The sequence below is a fragment of the Nocardioides phosphati genome, from assembly GCF_014646375.1.
In the GTDB taxonomy this organism is placed as follows: Bacteria; Actinomycetota; Actinomycetes; order Propionibacteriales; family Nocardioidaceae; genus Nocardioides; species Nocardioides phosphati.
In genome coordinates this window covers 569918-585665 of the sequence record NZ_BMNI01000001.1, presented here as the reverse complement: position 1 = coordinate 585665, position 15748 = coordinate 569918, and the positions used below count along the sequence as shown (strand labels likewise).

General features: G+C 70.9%; 15 protein-coding genes. 3 read left to right on the top strand and 12 right to left on the bottom strand.

Annotation, left to right across the window (positions count from 1 at the left end):
- Window positions 1-94: 94 nt before the first annotated feature.
- The 3 genes from IEX47_RS02950 to IEX47_RS02940 all read left to right on the top strand — a co-directional run bounded on the left by IEX47_RS02950 (window position 95) and on the right by IEX47_RS02940 (window position 4265).
- Window positions 95-2617, top strand: coding sequence for a glycoside hydrolase family 16 protein (locus IEX47_RS02950; protein ID WP_188782469.1), 2523 nt, complete (start codon window positions 95-97; stop codon window positions 2615-2617).
- 66 nt (window positions 2618-2683) lie between these two features.
- Window positions 2684-3259: a DinB family protein gene (locus IEX47_RS02945; RefSeq protein ID WP_229662568.1), complete on the top strand. Its 576-nt coding sequence runs from the start codon at window positions 2684-2686 to the stop codon at window positions 3257-3259.
- Between the two features lie 76 nt (window positions 3260-3335).
- Entirely contained in the window at window positions 3336-4265 is a 930-nt protein-coding gene (locus IEX47_RS02940) for an alpha/beta fold hydrolase (RefSeq protein WP_188782467.1), read from the top strand.
- Between the two features lie 12 nt (window positions 4266-4277).
- Here IEX47_RS02940 and IEX47_RS02935 read toward each other — a convergent pair whose 3' ends face one another.
- From IEX47_RS02935 to IEX47_RS02880, 12 genes are all read right to left on the bottom strand, one after another.
- A complete protein-coding gene (locus tag IEX47_RS02935) occupies window positions 4278-4925 on the bottom strand; it encodes a GTP cyclohydrolase II (protein WP_188782466.1) in 648 nt (215 codons plus the stop codon).
- Between the two features lie 60 nt (window positions 4926-4985).
- Complete coding sequence (locus tag IEX47_RS02930; RefSeq protein WP_188782465.1) at window positions 4986-5798, bottom strand: DUF3152 domain-containing protein; 813 nt, start codon at window positions 5796-5798, stop codon at window positions 4986-4988.
- 16 nt (window positions 5799-5814) lie between these two features.
- Entirely contained in the window at window positions 5815-6264 is a 450-nt protein-coding gene (locus tag IEX47_RS02925) for a hypothetical protein (protein WP_188782464.1), read from the bottom strand.
- Between the two features lie 278 nt (window positions 6265-6542).
- Window positions 6543-7316, bottom strand: coding sequence for a prepilin peptidase (locus IEX47_RS02920; protein ID WP_229662567.1), 774 nt, complete (start codon window positions 7314-7316; stop codon window positions 6543-6545).
- A 5-nt stretch (window positions 7317-7321) separates the two neighbouring features.
- Entirely contained in the window at window positions 7322-9583 is a 2262-nt protein-coding gene (locus tag IEX47_RS02915) for a hypothetical protein (RefSeq protein ID WP_188782462.1), read from the bottom strand.
- A gap of 26 nt (window positions 9584-9609) precedes the next feature.
- Window positions 9610-10287: a PulJ/GspJ family protein gene (locus tag IEX47_RS02910; RefSeq protein WP_188782461.1), complete on the bottom strand. Its 678-nt coding sequence runs from the start codon at window positions 10285-10287 to the stop codon at window positions 9610-9612.
- Complete coding sequence (locus tag IEX47_RS02905) at window positions 10281-10775, bottom strand: type II secretion system protein (protein ID WP_188782460.1); 495 nt, start codon at window positions 10773-10775, stop codon at window positions 10281-10283. The genes IEX47_RS02910 and IEX47_RS02905 overlap by 7 nt, the downstream gene beginning before the upstream one ends.
- Window positions 10775-11980: a type II secretion system F family protein gene (locus IEX47_RS02900; RefSeq protein WP_188782459.1), complete on the bottom strand. Its 1206-nt coding sequence runs from the start codon at window positions 11978-11980 to the stop codon at window positions 10775-10777. Before IEX47_RS02900 ends, IEX47_RS02905 begins: the two co-directional genes overlap by 1 nt.
- A gap of 1 nt (window position 11981) precedes the next feature.
- The gene (locus tag IEX47_RS02895; RefSeq protein WP_188782458.1) at window positions 11982-13712 is read right to left on the bottom strand and encodes a GspE/PulE family protein; all 1731 of its coding nucleotides are present in this window, start codon (window positions 13710-13712) and stop codon (window positions 11982-11984) included.
- A 3-nt stretch (window positions 13713-13715) separates the two neighbouring features.
- The gene (locus IEX47_RS02890) at window positions 13716-14813 is read right to left on the bottom strand and encodes a type IV pilus twitching motility protein PilT (protein WP_188782457.1); all 1098 of its coding nucleotides are present in this window, start codon (window positions 14811-14813) and stop codon (window positions 13716-13718) included.
- Between the two features lie 86 nt (window positions 14814-14899).
- Entirely contained in the window at window positions 14900-15250 is a 351-nt protein-coding gene (locus IEX47_RS02885; RefSeq protein WP_188782456.1) for a type II secretion system protein, read from the bottom strand.
- Between the two features lie 202 nt (window positions 15251-15452).
- Window positions 15453-15734, bottom strand: coding sequence for a hypothetical protein (locus tag IEX47_RS02880; RefSeq protein WP_188782455.1), 282 nt, complete (start codon window positions 15732-15734; stop codon window positions 15453-15455).
- Between the last annotated feature and the right edge of the window lie 14 nt (window positions 15735-15748).

Here is a 15748-nt window from a genome sequence, read left to right as displayed (position 1 = left end):
ATTTGGACCAGGCCGTGCCACCGGAAGTGACGATGTGATTCACGCCACTTCGACCTACGCTCGACCAGGGGGAACTTCTGGGAGGGAGTAGACGATGGGGTATGTGCGCGCCCGCATGCGGACGATCAGTGGTGCAGTGGTGGCAGGAGGGCTGCTGCTGTTCACCGCGCTCGCGCCGGGAGGGGCAGCAGCCGCGGACGCGGTCGCCCCGGTGGCGACGACCACCACGCTGACGATGAACGCCGACGGCACGGGCACCGTCCGCGTGACCGTCGCCGACGGATCGTCGCCGGTCAACCCGGTGGACCTCTGGGTCGACTCGACCTGGCAGCAGACCTTCACCGTCCCCGGGGGCTCGGCGAAGATCGACATCGGGACCCAGCCGCTGGGCGACCACCGGATCACCGTGCGCTACCGCAACACCACGGCGTACGCCGCGAGCCAGGCCTCACTGATGTGGACGGCGCCCGGCACCGTCCAGGTCCCGACCACCACCGCGCTCAAGCTCAACGCCGACGGCACGGGCACCATCACCGTCTCCGCCGACGGCGCCACGCCGACCAATCCGGTCGACTTCTGGATCGACGGGACCTGGCAGCGCGCCTACACCCTCACCAACGGGCAGGCCGCGGTGACCCTCGGCACCCAGCCGCTCGGCGACCACCAGGTCGTCGCCCGCTACCGCGCCAGCAGCACGAGCGGCGCCAGTCAGGCCGTCGTGACCTGGACGGCGCCGGGCACGGTCCAGGCACCGACCACCACCGCGCTCAAGCTCAACGCCGACGGCACGGGCACCATCACCGTCACGTCCCTCGGCGCCGCGCCCACGAACCCGGTCGACTTCTGGATCGACTCGACCTGGCAGCGCGCCTACACCCTCACCAACGGGCAGGCCGCCGTGAACGTCGGCACCCAGAGCGTCGGCGACCACCGCATCACGGCCCGGTACCGCGCCAGCACCCTCACTGCGGCCAGCCAGGTCTCGCTGGTGTGGACGGCGCCCGGCACCGTGCAGGTCCCGACGACCACCGCGCTCAAGCTGAACGCCGACGGCACGGGCACCGTCACGGTCACGGCCAGCGGCGCCACTCCGGTCAACCCCGTCGACCTGTGGATCGACAGCACCTGGCAGCGCGCCTACACGCTCACCAACGGCCAGGCCGCGGTGAACCTCGGCACCCAGGCGCTCGGCGACCACCGGATCACCGTCCGCTACCGCGCCAGCACCCTCACCGCCGCGAGCCAGGCCTCGGTGGTGTGGACGGCACCTGGCACCGTCCAGGTCCCCACCACGACCACGCTCAACCTGAACGCTGACGGGACCGGCACCATCAAGGTGACGGCGACCGGCACGACCGCGGTCAACCTGGCGAACCCCGTCGACCTGTGGATCGACTCGACCTGGCAGCGCGCCTACACCCTCACCAACGGCACGGCGACGTTCGACCTCGGTCCCCAGCCGGGCGGAGACCACCGGGTCACGGTGCGCTACCGCCCGAGCACCACCAGCGGCGCGAGCCAGGCGAGCCTGCCGTGGTCGGTCGTCACCGCCGACCAGGTCCCGACGACGACCACCCTCGACGTCCGCCCCGACGGCACGGCGACCATCGCCGTCTCCGTGAAGGACGGCCAGACCGCAGGAAACCCGGTCGACCTCTGGGTCGAGGGGCGCCCGCAGAGCACCTACACGCTCAAGGACGGCCGCGTCACCGTCGCCCTGGGCAGCCGCGCCGGGGGCGACCTCCCGGTCAAGGTGCGCTACCGCCCGAGCGCCACCCAGCTCGCGAGCACGGCCACGGCGGTCTGGTCGGTCGACACCGCCCCGAAGCCCGACGGTGGGGCGTGCGGCGCGACGGTCGCCAAGGCCGACGGGTCAGCCTGGACCTGCACCTTCGCCGACGACTTCGACGGCAGCACCCTCGACCGCGCGAAGTGGAGCGTGCAGACCAACTTCGCCACCGGGGACGACACCCACCAGGCGTGCTACGTCGACTCACCGCAGAACATCAACGTCGGCGACGGCGCCCTGCACCTGACCGTCCTCAAGGGCGACCCGCAGCCGTGCGCCGGCCAGGGCGGTGCCGTGATGGCGTACACCGCGGGAATGGTGACGACCTCCCACACGTGGTCGCAGCAGTACGGCCGCTTCGAGGCACGCGTCAAGACGACGGCCACGACGCTCCCCGGCCTGCACGAGGCCTTCTGGCTCTGGCCCGACGACCGCTACCCGGAGGGCCAGGGCACCTGGCCCGCGAACGGCGAGATCGACATCGCGGAGACGTACTCGAAGTTCGCGGACCTGGTCGTGCCCTACCTGCACACCGCCCTGGACACGGTCAACGGCATCCTCACCGGCGCGAACACCAACACCAGCTGGAGCTGCACCGGCCACCGCGGGGAGTTCAACACCTACACCCTGGAGTGGACGCCCGACCGGGTCGAGGTCTTCGTCAACGGCAAGTCGTGCGTCGTCAACACCTCCGGCAACGACGCGTTCAAGAAGCGGTACATCATGGCGCTGACCCAGGGACTGGGATCGCAGGAGGGCAACACCCTCGTCGACGACACCCCGATCCCCGCGACCATGACGGTCGACTACGTGCACGCCTGGTCCTGATGCGTGTCGGTGGTGAGCCGGGTCCCCTTCGGCCCGGCTCACCACCTCGCGTGCACAGTGGACAGCATGAGCGACCTCAAGGCCGTCCTGCACCGGTACCTTCAGGCGAGCCGCGAGGCACTCCTCTGGAAGCTCGAGGGGCTCGACGAACGCGACCTGCGACTCCCCCGGACCCCGACCGGCACCAACCTCCTCGGCCTCGTCAAGCACATGGCGAACGTCGAGGCCGGCTACTTCTGCGCCACGTTCGGCCGCGCCTGCCCGGCGCCGGAGGAGCTGGTGCCTGACGCGGCGTTCGACGACGATCCCCAGGCCGACTTCTACGCCACCGCGGAGGAGGACCCGGCCGGCGTCATCGACCTCTACCGCCGCGTCTGGAGCGCCGCCGACGCGACCATCGAGGAGCTGCCGCTCGATGCTCCCGGGCGCGTGCCCTGGTGGCCGCCCGAGCGTGCCGACGTGACGCTGGGCCAGGTGATCGTGCACGTGCTGTCCGACCTCACCCGCCACTGCGGGCACGCCGACATCCTGCGCGAGCAGGCCGACGGCGCGGTCGGCCTGCGCACGGAGGCGACGAACATCCCGGACACCGACTGGGCGGCGTACGTCGCGAAGCTGGAGGCGCTCGCCGACGGCTCCTGACGGCGGAGGACTCGCCGGAGAGTCACGCTCGCCACACTCTGATCCTTGGACAGCCTGTCCATGTCATCATGCGCGCATGACCCAGACCGCCCTGGCCGGACGCAACGGCCGCGCCCCCGGCATGTCCGCCGTCGCCCTCGCGGACGGCACCGTCGTCGCCGTACGGACCATCGGCCCCGCTGACGCGCCCGCCACCGTCGTCCTCCACCACGGCTGGACGCAGGACCACACCACGTGGGACGACGTCACCCCGTTGCTCGCACGCACCCTCCGGGTGGTCCGGTACGACGCGCGCGGCCACGGTCGCTCCGACTCCGGGCCCCGCGGCTCGGCCAGCCTCGACCAGCTGGCTGACGACCTGGCCGAGGTGATCGCGGCGACCGCCCCCACGGGACGTCTCGTCCTCGCGGGCCACTCGCTCGGCGGGCCGGTCCTGCTCGAGTTCGCGCACCGCCACCCCGACCTGATGCAGCGCGTCGACGGCATCGCACTGGTCGCCACGTCCGGCAACGACATCGGCAGCGACATCCTCGGCCTGCCCCTGGCCGTCACCCGCCTCGTGATGCGCGCACTGCCGTCGGTGCTCGGCCCCGCCGGGCTGGTCCCGCTGCGGCGCGTGACCCGCGTCCCCGCGGTGCTCGCTCCGGCGCTGCACGTCGGGCTCTTCGGCCCCGGTGCCGCGACGTCGAGCAACCGCCGGCGTACGGCGGCACAGGTCGCGCGCAGCCACCCGCCGACCGTCGCCGCGCTGGCCCTGGCACTCACGGGACGCGACCTGAGCCACGCGCTGCCGTCGCTCGCCGACACGCGCGTCGCCATCCTCGGCGGCACCCACGACCTGCTGACGCCGGTCGCCCACTCGCACGCGCTCGCGACCGCGCTCCCCCACGCGACCCTCACGGTCTACAAGGGCGCGGGCCACATGCTGCCGTACGAGCGGACGCTCGAGGTCGCCGCAGAGATCACCGCGCTCGCGCAGCCGGCAGCCGGGAGCGCCGTCGTCTGACGCCGCCGCGGGTCAGCCGAGGAGGCCGAGGTCCAGCGTGTGCGCGGTGTGGTCGCGCTTGGCGACCAGGTAGCGCTCGTTGGCCCCCGACAGGTGCACGCCGGTGGGCACCTGCGCCTCGACGGTGATGCCGTAGGCGTCGAGCTGGACCGCCTTGTCGGGGTTGTTGCTCAGCAGCCGGATCCGGCGGTGGCCGAGCGCCCGCAGCATCTGCGCGGCCGCGGTGTAGTCGCGCTCGTCCTCGCCACGGCCGAGGGCCCGGTTGGCTTCATAGGTGTCGAGGCCCTGGTCCTGGAGCGCGTAGGCGTCGAGCTTGGCGTAGAGGCCGATGCCACGGCCCTCCTGGCGCAGGTAGAGCAGGAAGCCGCCGGCCCCGGTGATCCGCTCGACCGCCTCGCGCAGCTGCGGGCCGCAGTCGCAGCGCTGGGACCCGAAGACGTCACCGGTGAGGCACTCCGAGTGCGGCCGCACGAGCGGCACGTCGGCGTGCTCCCAGTCGCCGAGGCCCAGGGCGAGGTGCTCCTTGCCGTCGGCGAGGCCGGTGAAGGTGAAGACGTCGGCCACGGTCTCGTAGCCGTCGGGGAACCGCAGCGGCACCCGGACGCGGGTGCGGACCGCCAGCGACGGGCAGTCGGGGAGGATCGGTGCTTCGGCGGTCATGACGGCTCCCGTCGGATGAGTGATGTGACAACGACTCCCCAACCCGTCGGGCGCGCGCTTCTATTCCGTGTGGGCCCCGTGACCTGCCCGGAGGTCGGCACCGGTGGGCCACGGGTTGGCGACGCAGCCGTGCAGCCCGAGCGTCTGCTGCAGCATCACGGGGGCGGGATCGCCCTTGCCCGTGCAAGGCAGGTGACCGTGACCCAGGCCGTGGCCGACCTCGTGGTTGACCACGTACAGCCGGTACGCCGCGAGGTCACCGTCGTAGCTCGCCGCGCCGTTGGCCCAGCGCCAGGCGTTGATGACCACGTCGTCGCCGTTGCGGCACGAGACCTTGCCCCTGGTGCTCAGCGGCGCGCAGAGCCGGTCGGTCGTGCGCGGGGAGGCGAGCACCACGCGGAGGTCCGCGTCGCCCTCCACCCGGACCATCGGCCGCCCCGTGCGCGCGGGCCAGCTGCGCGGGTCGGCGAGCGTGCGGTCGACGGCGCGGGCGAAGTCAACCGCGCCGAAGGGCAGCCCCCGCTCGACCTCGACGCGGTAGGTCACGGCGCCGGCCGGGACGTCCGCGGTGGGCGCCGCTGCGACGGCGTACGTGCCGGAGGCGCGGAGCGGCACGACCGGGGCGGCAGCGGCGATGACCGGGCGTACGCCGGGCGCCGGGAGCTCGCCGCCACGGACGTCAGCGGCCGCCGCCGACTCGACGAGCGGGTCGGGCGACGCCGACGACGGGCCGGACTGCAGGGCGAGGGGCAGCCCCCCGATCAGGCCCAGGTGGACGACCACCAGCCCGGCGAGCAGGACCGGTCGCGACGCGCGCCGTCGGCGGACGACGGGAGCACGGCGGTGTCCGCCGTGTGCTCCGCGCCGTCGCATTCGGCGAGTCTAGGACTCAGGACCGCGGCTTGGCACCGCGTTGCATGACCTCTGCCTCCTTGCGCAGCGCCCGCGCGGCACCGGGCGTGATCAGGGGCTCGTCGGACGGCTCGGGCTCCGGCGCGGGCTCGTCGTCGACCAGCTCGTCGGTCCAGTCGTCGGCATGGCGACCGGCGGGGCCACCGTGGGCCTCGGCACGCGACGAGGCGGTCGGCTCGTGAGCGACGCTCTCGCGGAGCGGAGCCGGCTCGGGCCTGGGCACGGGGTCGGTGGCGGGGGCGGACCAGGCGCCGGCGCGGGCCTCCTGGGCGTCGCGGGCGTCGTGGTCGTCGTCTCCGGTCACGGCCCGAGCAACGCCGCGGACCGCGCCCTTCACCACTCCGGGGACCGCGACGGCATCGACGGCACGCGCGGCCCGGCGGGTGGCCGACGAGACGAGGGAGAAGAGGCTGTCACCGAGGGACATGAGGGCTCCTTTCGAGCACGGGGTGTTCGCACCCCGGTGCCCGTGAGGCCCCGTTCCATGCCGTCAGCGACGCTTCGGGACCAGCGTGACCCACGCCAGCGCGACACCGAGCCCCGCGGTGGCCGGACCGACCATGGCGTACCAGCTCGCCCCGTCGCCGGGTCGCCGAAGGCACCGAGGCCGATCGCGGTGATGACCGCACCGAGCACCAGGAGGACGAGCCCGAAACCGGCTCCGAAGTAACGCATGCCCGGAGCGTAGTGCCGCGGCGGCAGCGCTCAGGAGAGGGCACTCAGGTAGGCGTCGCCGAGGCCGCCGGCGCCGAGGATCGCGCAGACCGCACCGAGCAGCATGAACGGCCCGAACGGCACCGCGGTCCGGCGTCCTGCGCCACGCCCCACGATGAGCAGCACGCCGACCACGGCCCCGAGCAGGAAGGCACCGAACGCTCCGGTCAGCAGGGTCCCCCAGGACAGGTACGCCATCATCGCGCCCACCGGGGCGGCGAGCTTCACGTCACCCCAGCCCATCGCGCCGGGCGCCGCGAAGGCGATCGCCAGGTAGACCGCGCCCAGCACCGCTCCCCCGGTCACCGCGCGCACCAGCGAGGCGGGATCCCCGTCGGCCGCCAGCAGCACCGGCAGCACGACGTACAGCGGGAGGACGATGACGTCCGGCAGGCGGCGTACGTCGAGGTCGATGAGCGAGAGCGCGACGCCGCCCGCGGCGAAGGCGAGGTACGCCGGCAGCAGGGCCGGGCGGTCGGCCAGCCGCAGTGCCACGACCGCGAAGAGCAGCCCCGTGCCGAGCTCGACGAGCGGGTAGCGCGCGCTGATCGGCGCCGAGCAGTCACGGCACCGGCCCCGCAGCAGCAGCCAGCCGAGGACCGGCACGTTGTCGCGCGCCCGGATCTCGTGGCCGCACGACGGGCAGGCGCTCGGCGGACGGACCACCGACTCACCCCGCGGCACGCGGTGGACGACCACGTTGAGGAAGGACCCGATGAGGAGCCCGAGGACTCCGGCGATGGTGGCCGATGCGACTGGAGGCACTGCGCTCACTTCTGCTCCGACCAGCTCAGGACCTGCACCTTGCGCTCCCCCGGTTTCGGCGCGAGCAAGCCCGTCACGCTGTCCACCGGATCAGTCAGCATGACGCGCGACGTCAGCGCAGGTGTGCCCGTGGTCGAGCAGGGCCCTGATCCGGAGCAGAGGAAGACCTTGAGGTCGACTGCCGTGTTGGCGCGTCCGAAGGCCGGGCCCTGGTTGGGGATCGACACGACCGGGTAGGCGAACGGGAACGAGTTCCTGCTGTCCATGTGGGCGTACATCGCGACCAGCCCCCAGCGCAGCGACACCGTCCCGGTCTGGTTTCCGAGGGCCAGGTTGAGGCCCGCACCCGGAAGGTAGGTCACGCCCTGGACCACGAACTCGCCCTTGAAGTTCGAGCCGTTGCCGTCGTCGATGACGTTGCAGGTCAGGCTCTCGACGCAGTTGCCCGGGATGGCGAGGGAGGTCTCGCCGCGCAGCTTCGGGGTGAAGTAGGTGATCACCAGGGAGACGGCGTCGACGTTCGCGGTCGCATTGCCCTTGGCGGCTTCGCTGAACGCCACCGACAGGTTCGAGAACGTGCTCCCGCTGTGGACGGCGTCGGCCAGCAGCGCCGTGAGGTCGAGCGAGTCAGCGTGCGACGCCGTGCCTGCCGTGATGCCAGACGTGGTCGTGAAGCTCTGGTTGCTCGAGCCGAGCGTGACCTTGAGACTCGGAGCGATCGAGCTGCCGTTGCCGGTCACCCTCTCGTCGTGCTTCACCTTCAGAGTCGCGGACTGGATGTTCGAGCCCGGAGGGATCGTCCCCGCCGGCAGCGTGAATCCGCCCATCGTCAGGGTCGGCGGGTTGGGCGAGTTCGCCGAGTTCGCATTGCCGTCGCTGTACGTCGCCTGCGCACCGCCACTTGCACCGAGAGCAGCGACCAGGCTCCCGCTCGGCGTCGCGGTCCAGTCGTCGACCTGGCTTCCGCCGTTGCTCCGCTTCGTGGTCGTCGCCGTGCCGGGCACCATCGTCGGGGTCGAGGCGGGCGTGGCGTACCCCGAGGAGACCTTGCCCCGCTCCGCCGTACTGCCGTCGAGGCCGAAGACGGCGATCGGTGCCTGCGTGGCGTTCGACGAGGCGCAGATTTCGATCGACCCACCGTTCGGCACCATCTGGCTGTCGCCACCGAAGATGAACTGGACACCGTTCGCGCTCGGTGAGTCAATCGGGTTCACGCACGATCCCGGGACCGGACCTCCGGTCGACACACCTCCGACCAGGGACCCGTTCACCTTCCACACGTCGCCACCAGTGGTCGACATCGTGCTCTGACCCCTGGTCGGGTCCTGCACGTTGTTGTGGAAGTCGAAGTAGTAGGTGCCCGGGGTGAAGACGGCGGGCGCGCAGCCCGCGGTCGCCGCCGTCAGGGCCACCGCATCGTCGTAGTACCCCGGCTGGAACGTGCACCCGGACCAGGTGCCGAGCCGCCAGTTGCCGTTGCTGTCCGTCGGGATCGCGTTCGGCGTGCGGCTCGCGTGGGGGTCGCCGACGGCGGCAGCCGAGGAGCAGTTCTTGCCGCTGTCCGCGATGACCGAAGCGACGCTGTTGCACGAGCCGGCGACGACGGCGCCGTTGGTGTAGAGGTTTCCGTTGTTGATGGCGAGCTGGCCCTGCACGGCGATGTCGCCGTGGATCGCGAACTGGTTGCTGTTGCCGCTGCCGAGCACCTTCAGGTCGAGGGCAGGCGTGGTGCTGCCGAGGATGGTGACCGCTCGTCCCGCGCCGCCGCCACCCGAACCGCCGTTCGGGGCACCGCCCGCGATCGGGTTCGCCGGGCCGGAGTCGAAGACGCCCGTGCCGACAACGGGTGCGCAGGTGACGGTGGCCGTCTGCGTCAGGCCGCTCTGGTTGTCCTTGTAGAAGCCAGGGAGGGTGACGGTGGTCCGGGGAATCGGGTGGTCGGCCGTGCCGGTCGCGCCGAAGCACCCGGTCTGGTCGACGTTGTTGTCGAAGACCCAGGACGGGCGGGAGGCGCTGATGAAGTCCGTCGGGAGGGAGACGTCGGGGCCGGCAGGCTTGGTCCCCAGCCCACTGCCGTACTGCAAGTCGCTGATCGCGACCTTGGCGGCTGCATCCGCGGCGTACCCGGCGCCGGCGACCTTCCGCAACTGCACAGTCGCGGCGAACTTCGCGCCGCTGGTGGTCAGCAGCGCGCCGGTGACGAGCGCGACCGTGGTGACCACGATCAGGGCGAAGATCAGCATCGCCCCGTCGTCGGATTTCCTCATTGCACGCAGGAGTCGAAGGCGACGGATCATCCCTGCCTCCTCTCAGCGGTCAAGACGGTGGTGTAGCCGGTGGAGTTGTGGACCTGCTGTCCCTTGTCCTGGACCTTCAGCGTGATCGACACGGATGCGGGAAGCGGGCTCGTCGACGCGCAGCTCACCGACGCGCCGGCACTGTCAGCGCAGGCGACCGTCGGAATCTCGGTGAGGAAGCGGGCGACGACGATGTCCGTGCTGCTGCCGCCGCAGCGCTTGCGGTGCAGGATCGTCTGGCCACCCGCGGTCGTCGCGTAGTAGACGGCGTACTTGCGCGAGGCCCCGCTCCAAGCAGCGAGCACGTCGGTGGGGCTTCCCGTCTGGTAGTCGTTCCAGCCGATCGTCACGACCGGGTTGGCCGCCGTGCAGCCGCCGGCGCCGCTGTTCGTCCAGACGGACTGCTCTGCAGGGAGGGGGTTCAGGTCCCCCGAGACGAAGCCGTGGATGCCGAGGCTGCTCACGTCCTGCTGCCAGTACGCCGACACGAACTGCTGGTCCGAGGACTCGTTCATCCGGGTGGTCGTCTCGTTGGTCTGCCGCATGAACTCGAAGACCATCGCGGTGAGGGTGATCATCACGATGGTGAGCATCGAGATGGTCACCAGGAGCTCGACGAGCGTGAAGCCGTCATCGGAGCGAACGCGGCGCACCCGCCGGATCCACGTCAGCATGCCGTCGCCCCCGGCGTACCGCTGCAGGGCTGGCGCAGGATCACGGTCATCTTCTCCGAGGCGGCGTGGCCGGCCACTCCCCCGATCCCGACGGTCAGCTCGACCCGTTGGGCCCCTCGGTCCGTGCTGCACGCGCCCCACGCAGCACCGTTCCATGACTGGGCGGCTGACTGCGTGACGATCGTGTACTTGCTCGGGATCCCGGCAGCGCCCTTGGTCGCGGCCGTGACGTACGCTCCCGCCGCCGCACAGGGCTTGTATCCACCGGTGGTGTCGATCGACCGCTGGATCGCCTCCGCCAGGCTCCTGACGTAGGCCTGTCCAGTCGCCTGCTTGCGCCCGAGGTCGGACGACTTCACCAGGAATGAGAAGCCGGCCATGATCGCGACGCCGGCGATGCCGAGGATGACGACGGCGCAGAGCAGCTCGATCAGGGTGTCTCCCTGATCGCAGCCAGGACGCCGGCGGCGCGGCGGGGACGACCGCATCAGACGTCGACCTGGCCGAAGATGCCGTACATCGCCGAGACGAGCGCGACGGCGACGAAGCCCACGATGAGGCCCATGAAGATGATGACGGCGGGCTCGAAGAGAGCGGTCAGCTTCGCGATCTTGTAGTCGAGCTCAGCCTCGTAGTACTCCGCCGTCACCTCGAGCTGGGTGTCAAGGGAGCCGGTGTCCTCACCGACGCGCAGCATCGACGTCGCCGTACCGGGGAAGAGGCGCGTGCGCGCCAGTGGTCCCGCGACACCCTGACCCTCGAGCATCTGCTCGGTGACCTCGTTGAGCCGCCGGATGAAGACCCGGTTGCGCAGCGCCTCGGTGGTGACCTCGAGGGCCTCGGTGAGGTTGACGCCGGCGGAGACCATCGACGCCAGCACGCGGCAGAACCGCTCGACCAAGGCGTACTGGATCGCCTCGCCCAGGACCGGGACCTTCAGGAGCAGGCTGTCACGGAGGTACTTGCCGCGCTGGAAGCGCGTCACGACGAAGACGAGCAGCACCACCGCGGCGATGCCCCCGAGCACCGCCCACCACCAGTTGCCCATGAAGTCGGTGAGGCCCATGAGCATCCGCGTCGGCAGCGGCAGCTCCGCGTCGAGGTCAGAGAAGAACTCCTTGAACTTCGGCAGCACGTAGACGGCCAGGACGACCACGGTCACCACCGACATGCCCGCCACGACGAGCGGGTAGGTCAGCGCCGACTTGATCTTGCGGCGCGCGGCGAGGTCGCGCTCGATGTAGCGCGAGAGTCGCGCGAGCACCGAGTCGAGCTCACCGGTCAGCTCGGCCGACCGCACGATGCCGCGGAAGAACGGCGGGAAGACCTTCGGGAAGTGGTCGAGGCAGTCGGAGAAGCGCTCGCCGCTGCGCAGGCCGTCCTCGATGTCGTTCATCATCCGGCGGACCGAGGAGTTCTCGCTCTCGGCGCCGATCGTGTGCACGGCCTCGAGGATCGGCAGGCCCGCGCGCAGGAACGCCGCAATCTGGCGCGAGAGGTGCATGACCTCCTCGCGCTTGATGCGCGGGCCGGAGATCTCGTACTGGAGGAAGCTCCGCTTCTCGGTCACCCGCAGGTCGCGCAGCTCCCGCTCGTAGAGGGCGATCTCCGCGTCACCGCGGCTGGGCGCCTTCTGCGTCCCCTTGACGCGCGCTCCCTCGAGGTCGACCCCCACATAGGCGAACTTGGGCATCTCAGACTCCTGCGACGTAGATGGACCGCATGACCTCTGCGGGGGTGGTGATGCCCTCGGCGACGAGGCGGGCGCCCTGCTCCTGCAGCGTCCGCATCCCCTGGCTCCGGGCGAGCTTTCTCATGTCGTCCTGCGGCACCCGGTCGACGATCAGCTCACGGACCTCGTCGGTGACGGTGAGCAGCTCGTAGACGCCGATCCGCTCGAGGTAGCCGGTGTGGGCACAGAAGTGGCACCCCACACCATGGGTGAAGCCACCCACCGGCTCCTCTCCCCCGAAGCTGTGCAGGAAGCCAAGCTCCTCGATGGTCGGGTCGTAGGGCTCGAGGCACGACGTGCAGCTGCGGCGTACGAGGCGCTGTGCCATGACGGCACTGACGGACGAGGCGACCAGGAAGGCCTCGATGCCCATGTCGAGCAGCCGGTACAGCGCCGAGACCGCCTCGGTGGCGTGGACCGACGACAGCACCATGTGGCCCGTGAGCGCGGACTGTACGGCGATGCGCGCGGTGTCGACGTCACGGATCTCCCCGACGAGGATGACGTCCGGGTCCTGGCGCAGGATCGACTTGAGGCCGCCCGAGAAGGTGATGCCGGCCTGCTCGTTGATCTGGATCTGGTTGATCGAGTCGAAGGTGTACTCGACGGGGTCCTCGATCGTCATGATGTTGCGCTCGGGGGTGTCCAGCTCCCCCAGCGACGCGTAGAGCGTGGTGGTCTTGCCGCCGCCGGTGGGTCCGGCGCAGACGATCATCCCGTACGGCTGGTGCACGAGGCTGCGGAAGCGGTCAGCGGTGTCGAGCGGCATGCCGAGCTGGGCGAGCTGGAAGAGCGGCCGGCTCTTGTCGAGCAGTCGCATGACGACCTTCTCGCCGCCGATGACCGACGTCGTCGACACCCGGATGTCGACCTCGCGGCCCTCGACGCTCATCGAGATCTGGCCGTCCTGGGGACGGCGGCGCTCGACGATGTTCATGCCACCGAGGATCTTGATCCGGCTCACCAGCGCGGGGCCGATGGAGCCGGGCAGGTCGAGGATGTCGTTCAGTGCGCCGTCGATGCGGAAGCGGACGCGGACCCGCTCCCCTGACGGCTCGATGTGGATGTCGGACGCGCGGTCGCGCAGGCCCTGCGTGATCACCTTCTGCACGACCTGGACGACGGGGGCGTCCTCATTGGCCTGCGCGGACTCGAAGACGCTCGCCTCGCGACGCAGGTTGTCGCGGGCCTCGAAGGCGCGCACGTGCGTGCCGACCTCACGCGTCGCCTTGTACTCCGTCTCGAGCGCCCGGAAGAACGACCGGTACGTCGCGACGACGGGCCGCACGGGCCGCCCGACCGCCTCGGCGACCAGCGCCACGTGCTCCGGCGACGGGTCGAGCAGCGCGACCGTCACCTCGTCGTCGGTGAGCGCGATCGGGACCGCCGCGAGCTCCTGCGCCCGCTCGCGCGTCAGCAGGGCGACCGCCTCCGGCTGCGGGTCGTCACGGAAGTCCACGACCTCGCAGCCGAAGTTCTCCGCGACCAGACGGGTGAGCACGTCGTCGGTCACGACTCCCTCACGCATCAGCTCCGCAGCGAGCCCGCTCTCGGGCGCTCCGGCACGCAGCGCGTCGAGCTGGTACGGCTCGATCCGGCCCGCGGAGACGAGCAGGCGCGCGATCCGCTCGTCGTACGCGTCAGTGGAGGGTGCCGGAGGTGCGACAGGCTGGGGGCGGCCCTTGAACCTCATGGCTCACGACCCGACTGCGGACACGCGCGGTCGCGAGATGACGTCGTGCGGGTGGATGCTGCGGGCGCGGGCCTCCTCCTCGGAGACCACGCCCTCCTGGACGAGGAGCGAGAGCGACTGCTCGAGCGTGCTCATGCCGTCGCGGGTGCCCGTGAGGAGGGAGTTGCGCAGCTGGTGCGTCTTGCCCTCCTTGATCAGGTTGCGCACGGCCGATGTCGCGGTCAGCACCTCGTACGCCGCGACCATGCCGCCGCTGACCCGCGGGATGAGCCGCTGGTAGACGACGCAGCTGAGGGCGGCGGCGAGCTGGACCCGGATCTGGGCCTGCTGCTCGGCAGGGAAGACGTCGATCATGCGCCCGAGCGACTGGGCGGTGTCGTTGGTGTGCAGCGTCGCGAAGACCAGGTGGCCGGTCTCGGCAGCGGTGAGGGCGAACTGGATCGACTCGAGGTCGCGCATCTCGCCGACCAGCAGGACGTCGGGGTCCTCGCGCAGCACGCTGCGGAGTGCGTCGTGGAAGTCGTCGGTGTCCGTGCCGACCTCGCGCTGGTTGACGGCCGACAGCTTGTGGTCGTGGACGTACTCGATCGGGTCCTCGATGGTGATGATGTGCGCGCCGCGCTGCGAGTTGATCAGGTCGATCAGCGACGCGAGCGTGGTCGACTTGCCCGAGCCCGTCGGCCCGGTGACGAGGATCAGGCCCTGGTGGCGCAGCGCGAGGTCGCGAACGATCTCCGGGATCCCCAGGTCGTCCGGCGACGGGATCTCCCGCGGGATCATGCGCAGCGCCACCGCGGTCAGGCCGCGCTGGGTGAAGGCGTTGCCGCGGATCCGGGCCTGGTCCCGCCACGAGAACGAGAAGTCGTACTCGTGCTTCTCCTCCCACGCGTTGCGCTGCTCAGTCGAGAGCACCTCGTCGAGGAGGGCGTCGGTGTCCGCCGCGGTGAGCACGCGGGCACCCGGGATCGGCGCCAGTCGCCCGTCGACGCGGAGCATCGGTGGCAGGCCGACGGTCAGGTGCAGGTCCGTGCCCTTGGCCTGCCAGAGCTCGTCGAGCAGGTGGTCGACGGTGGCGCCGACGGAAGTCAGGTGGCTGTGCATGCGTGCCCTCGCGGTGGGAGTGGGAGGAGAGGAGCGGTGCGGGAGGGCCGCCGTACGACGACGGCCCTCCTCGTGATCGCGAGGGATCAGCAGATCGAGCCGGTGACGGCGCCGGTCGTCGAGTCGACGGTGATCGTGTACTTCGACGACGACGGGATGCTGCGGATCAGGCCGGCGGCCTTGAGGCCGGCAGCGTCGGTGTACGAGCCACCGGGAATCGACGTTCCGTTGCCAGCGTAGTAAGCCTCCTCGGCAACGCTGAGCGTCTCGACGTCGGACTTGCACGCGGCCTTCTCACCCTTGTCGGTGATGCCCTTGACGGAGAAGACGACGATCGCGGCGAGGATGCCGAGGATCACGATGACGATGAGGAGCTCGATGAGGGTGAAGCCGTCGTCGTTGCTGGTGCGCCGACGGGAGTCGAGGGAGAGTGCCATGACGGTGGGTCCTTTGGAGGGGAGGGACGTGGACCCCGAGATGTCCTTGAGACAACACCCAGTCCAATGCAGCACGCGAGGCCAAGGGGCCTTATTGGTACTAGTCACTTTTGAACTGGGGTCCCACCCCAGTGGCCCGTGCCCGACCACCCCAGAGGTCCCCCGACCCCGTCCGGGCCCGCCGCAGTGAGGGCACAGTGCCTCAGCACGCGTCGCAGCGGCTGAGGCCCTCCTGCGCGTCCGCGAGCGCACCCTCCCGGCAGTCCACACAGAGCTCGGCGAGCACGCTGGCGGCCGGCACCCTCCAGAAGACCTGCCACCCCAGGGTCACGACGCCGCAGGCGGTCATCGGCTCGCCGATCCGCTTGACGTGTACGGCGCCCCAGGGTCGCGGCTCGCCGTGCGGGCCGGTCTGGCGGTGCCGGGCGGTCACGAACCAACCGGTGAGGCGGGGGCTGCTCGGGTGGGCGGACGCGGTGCCCATCAGGGTCTCCTTGT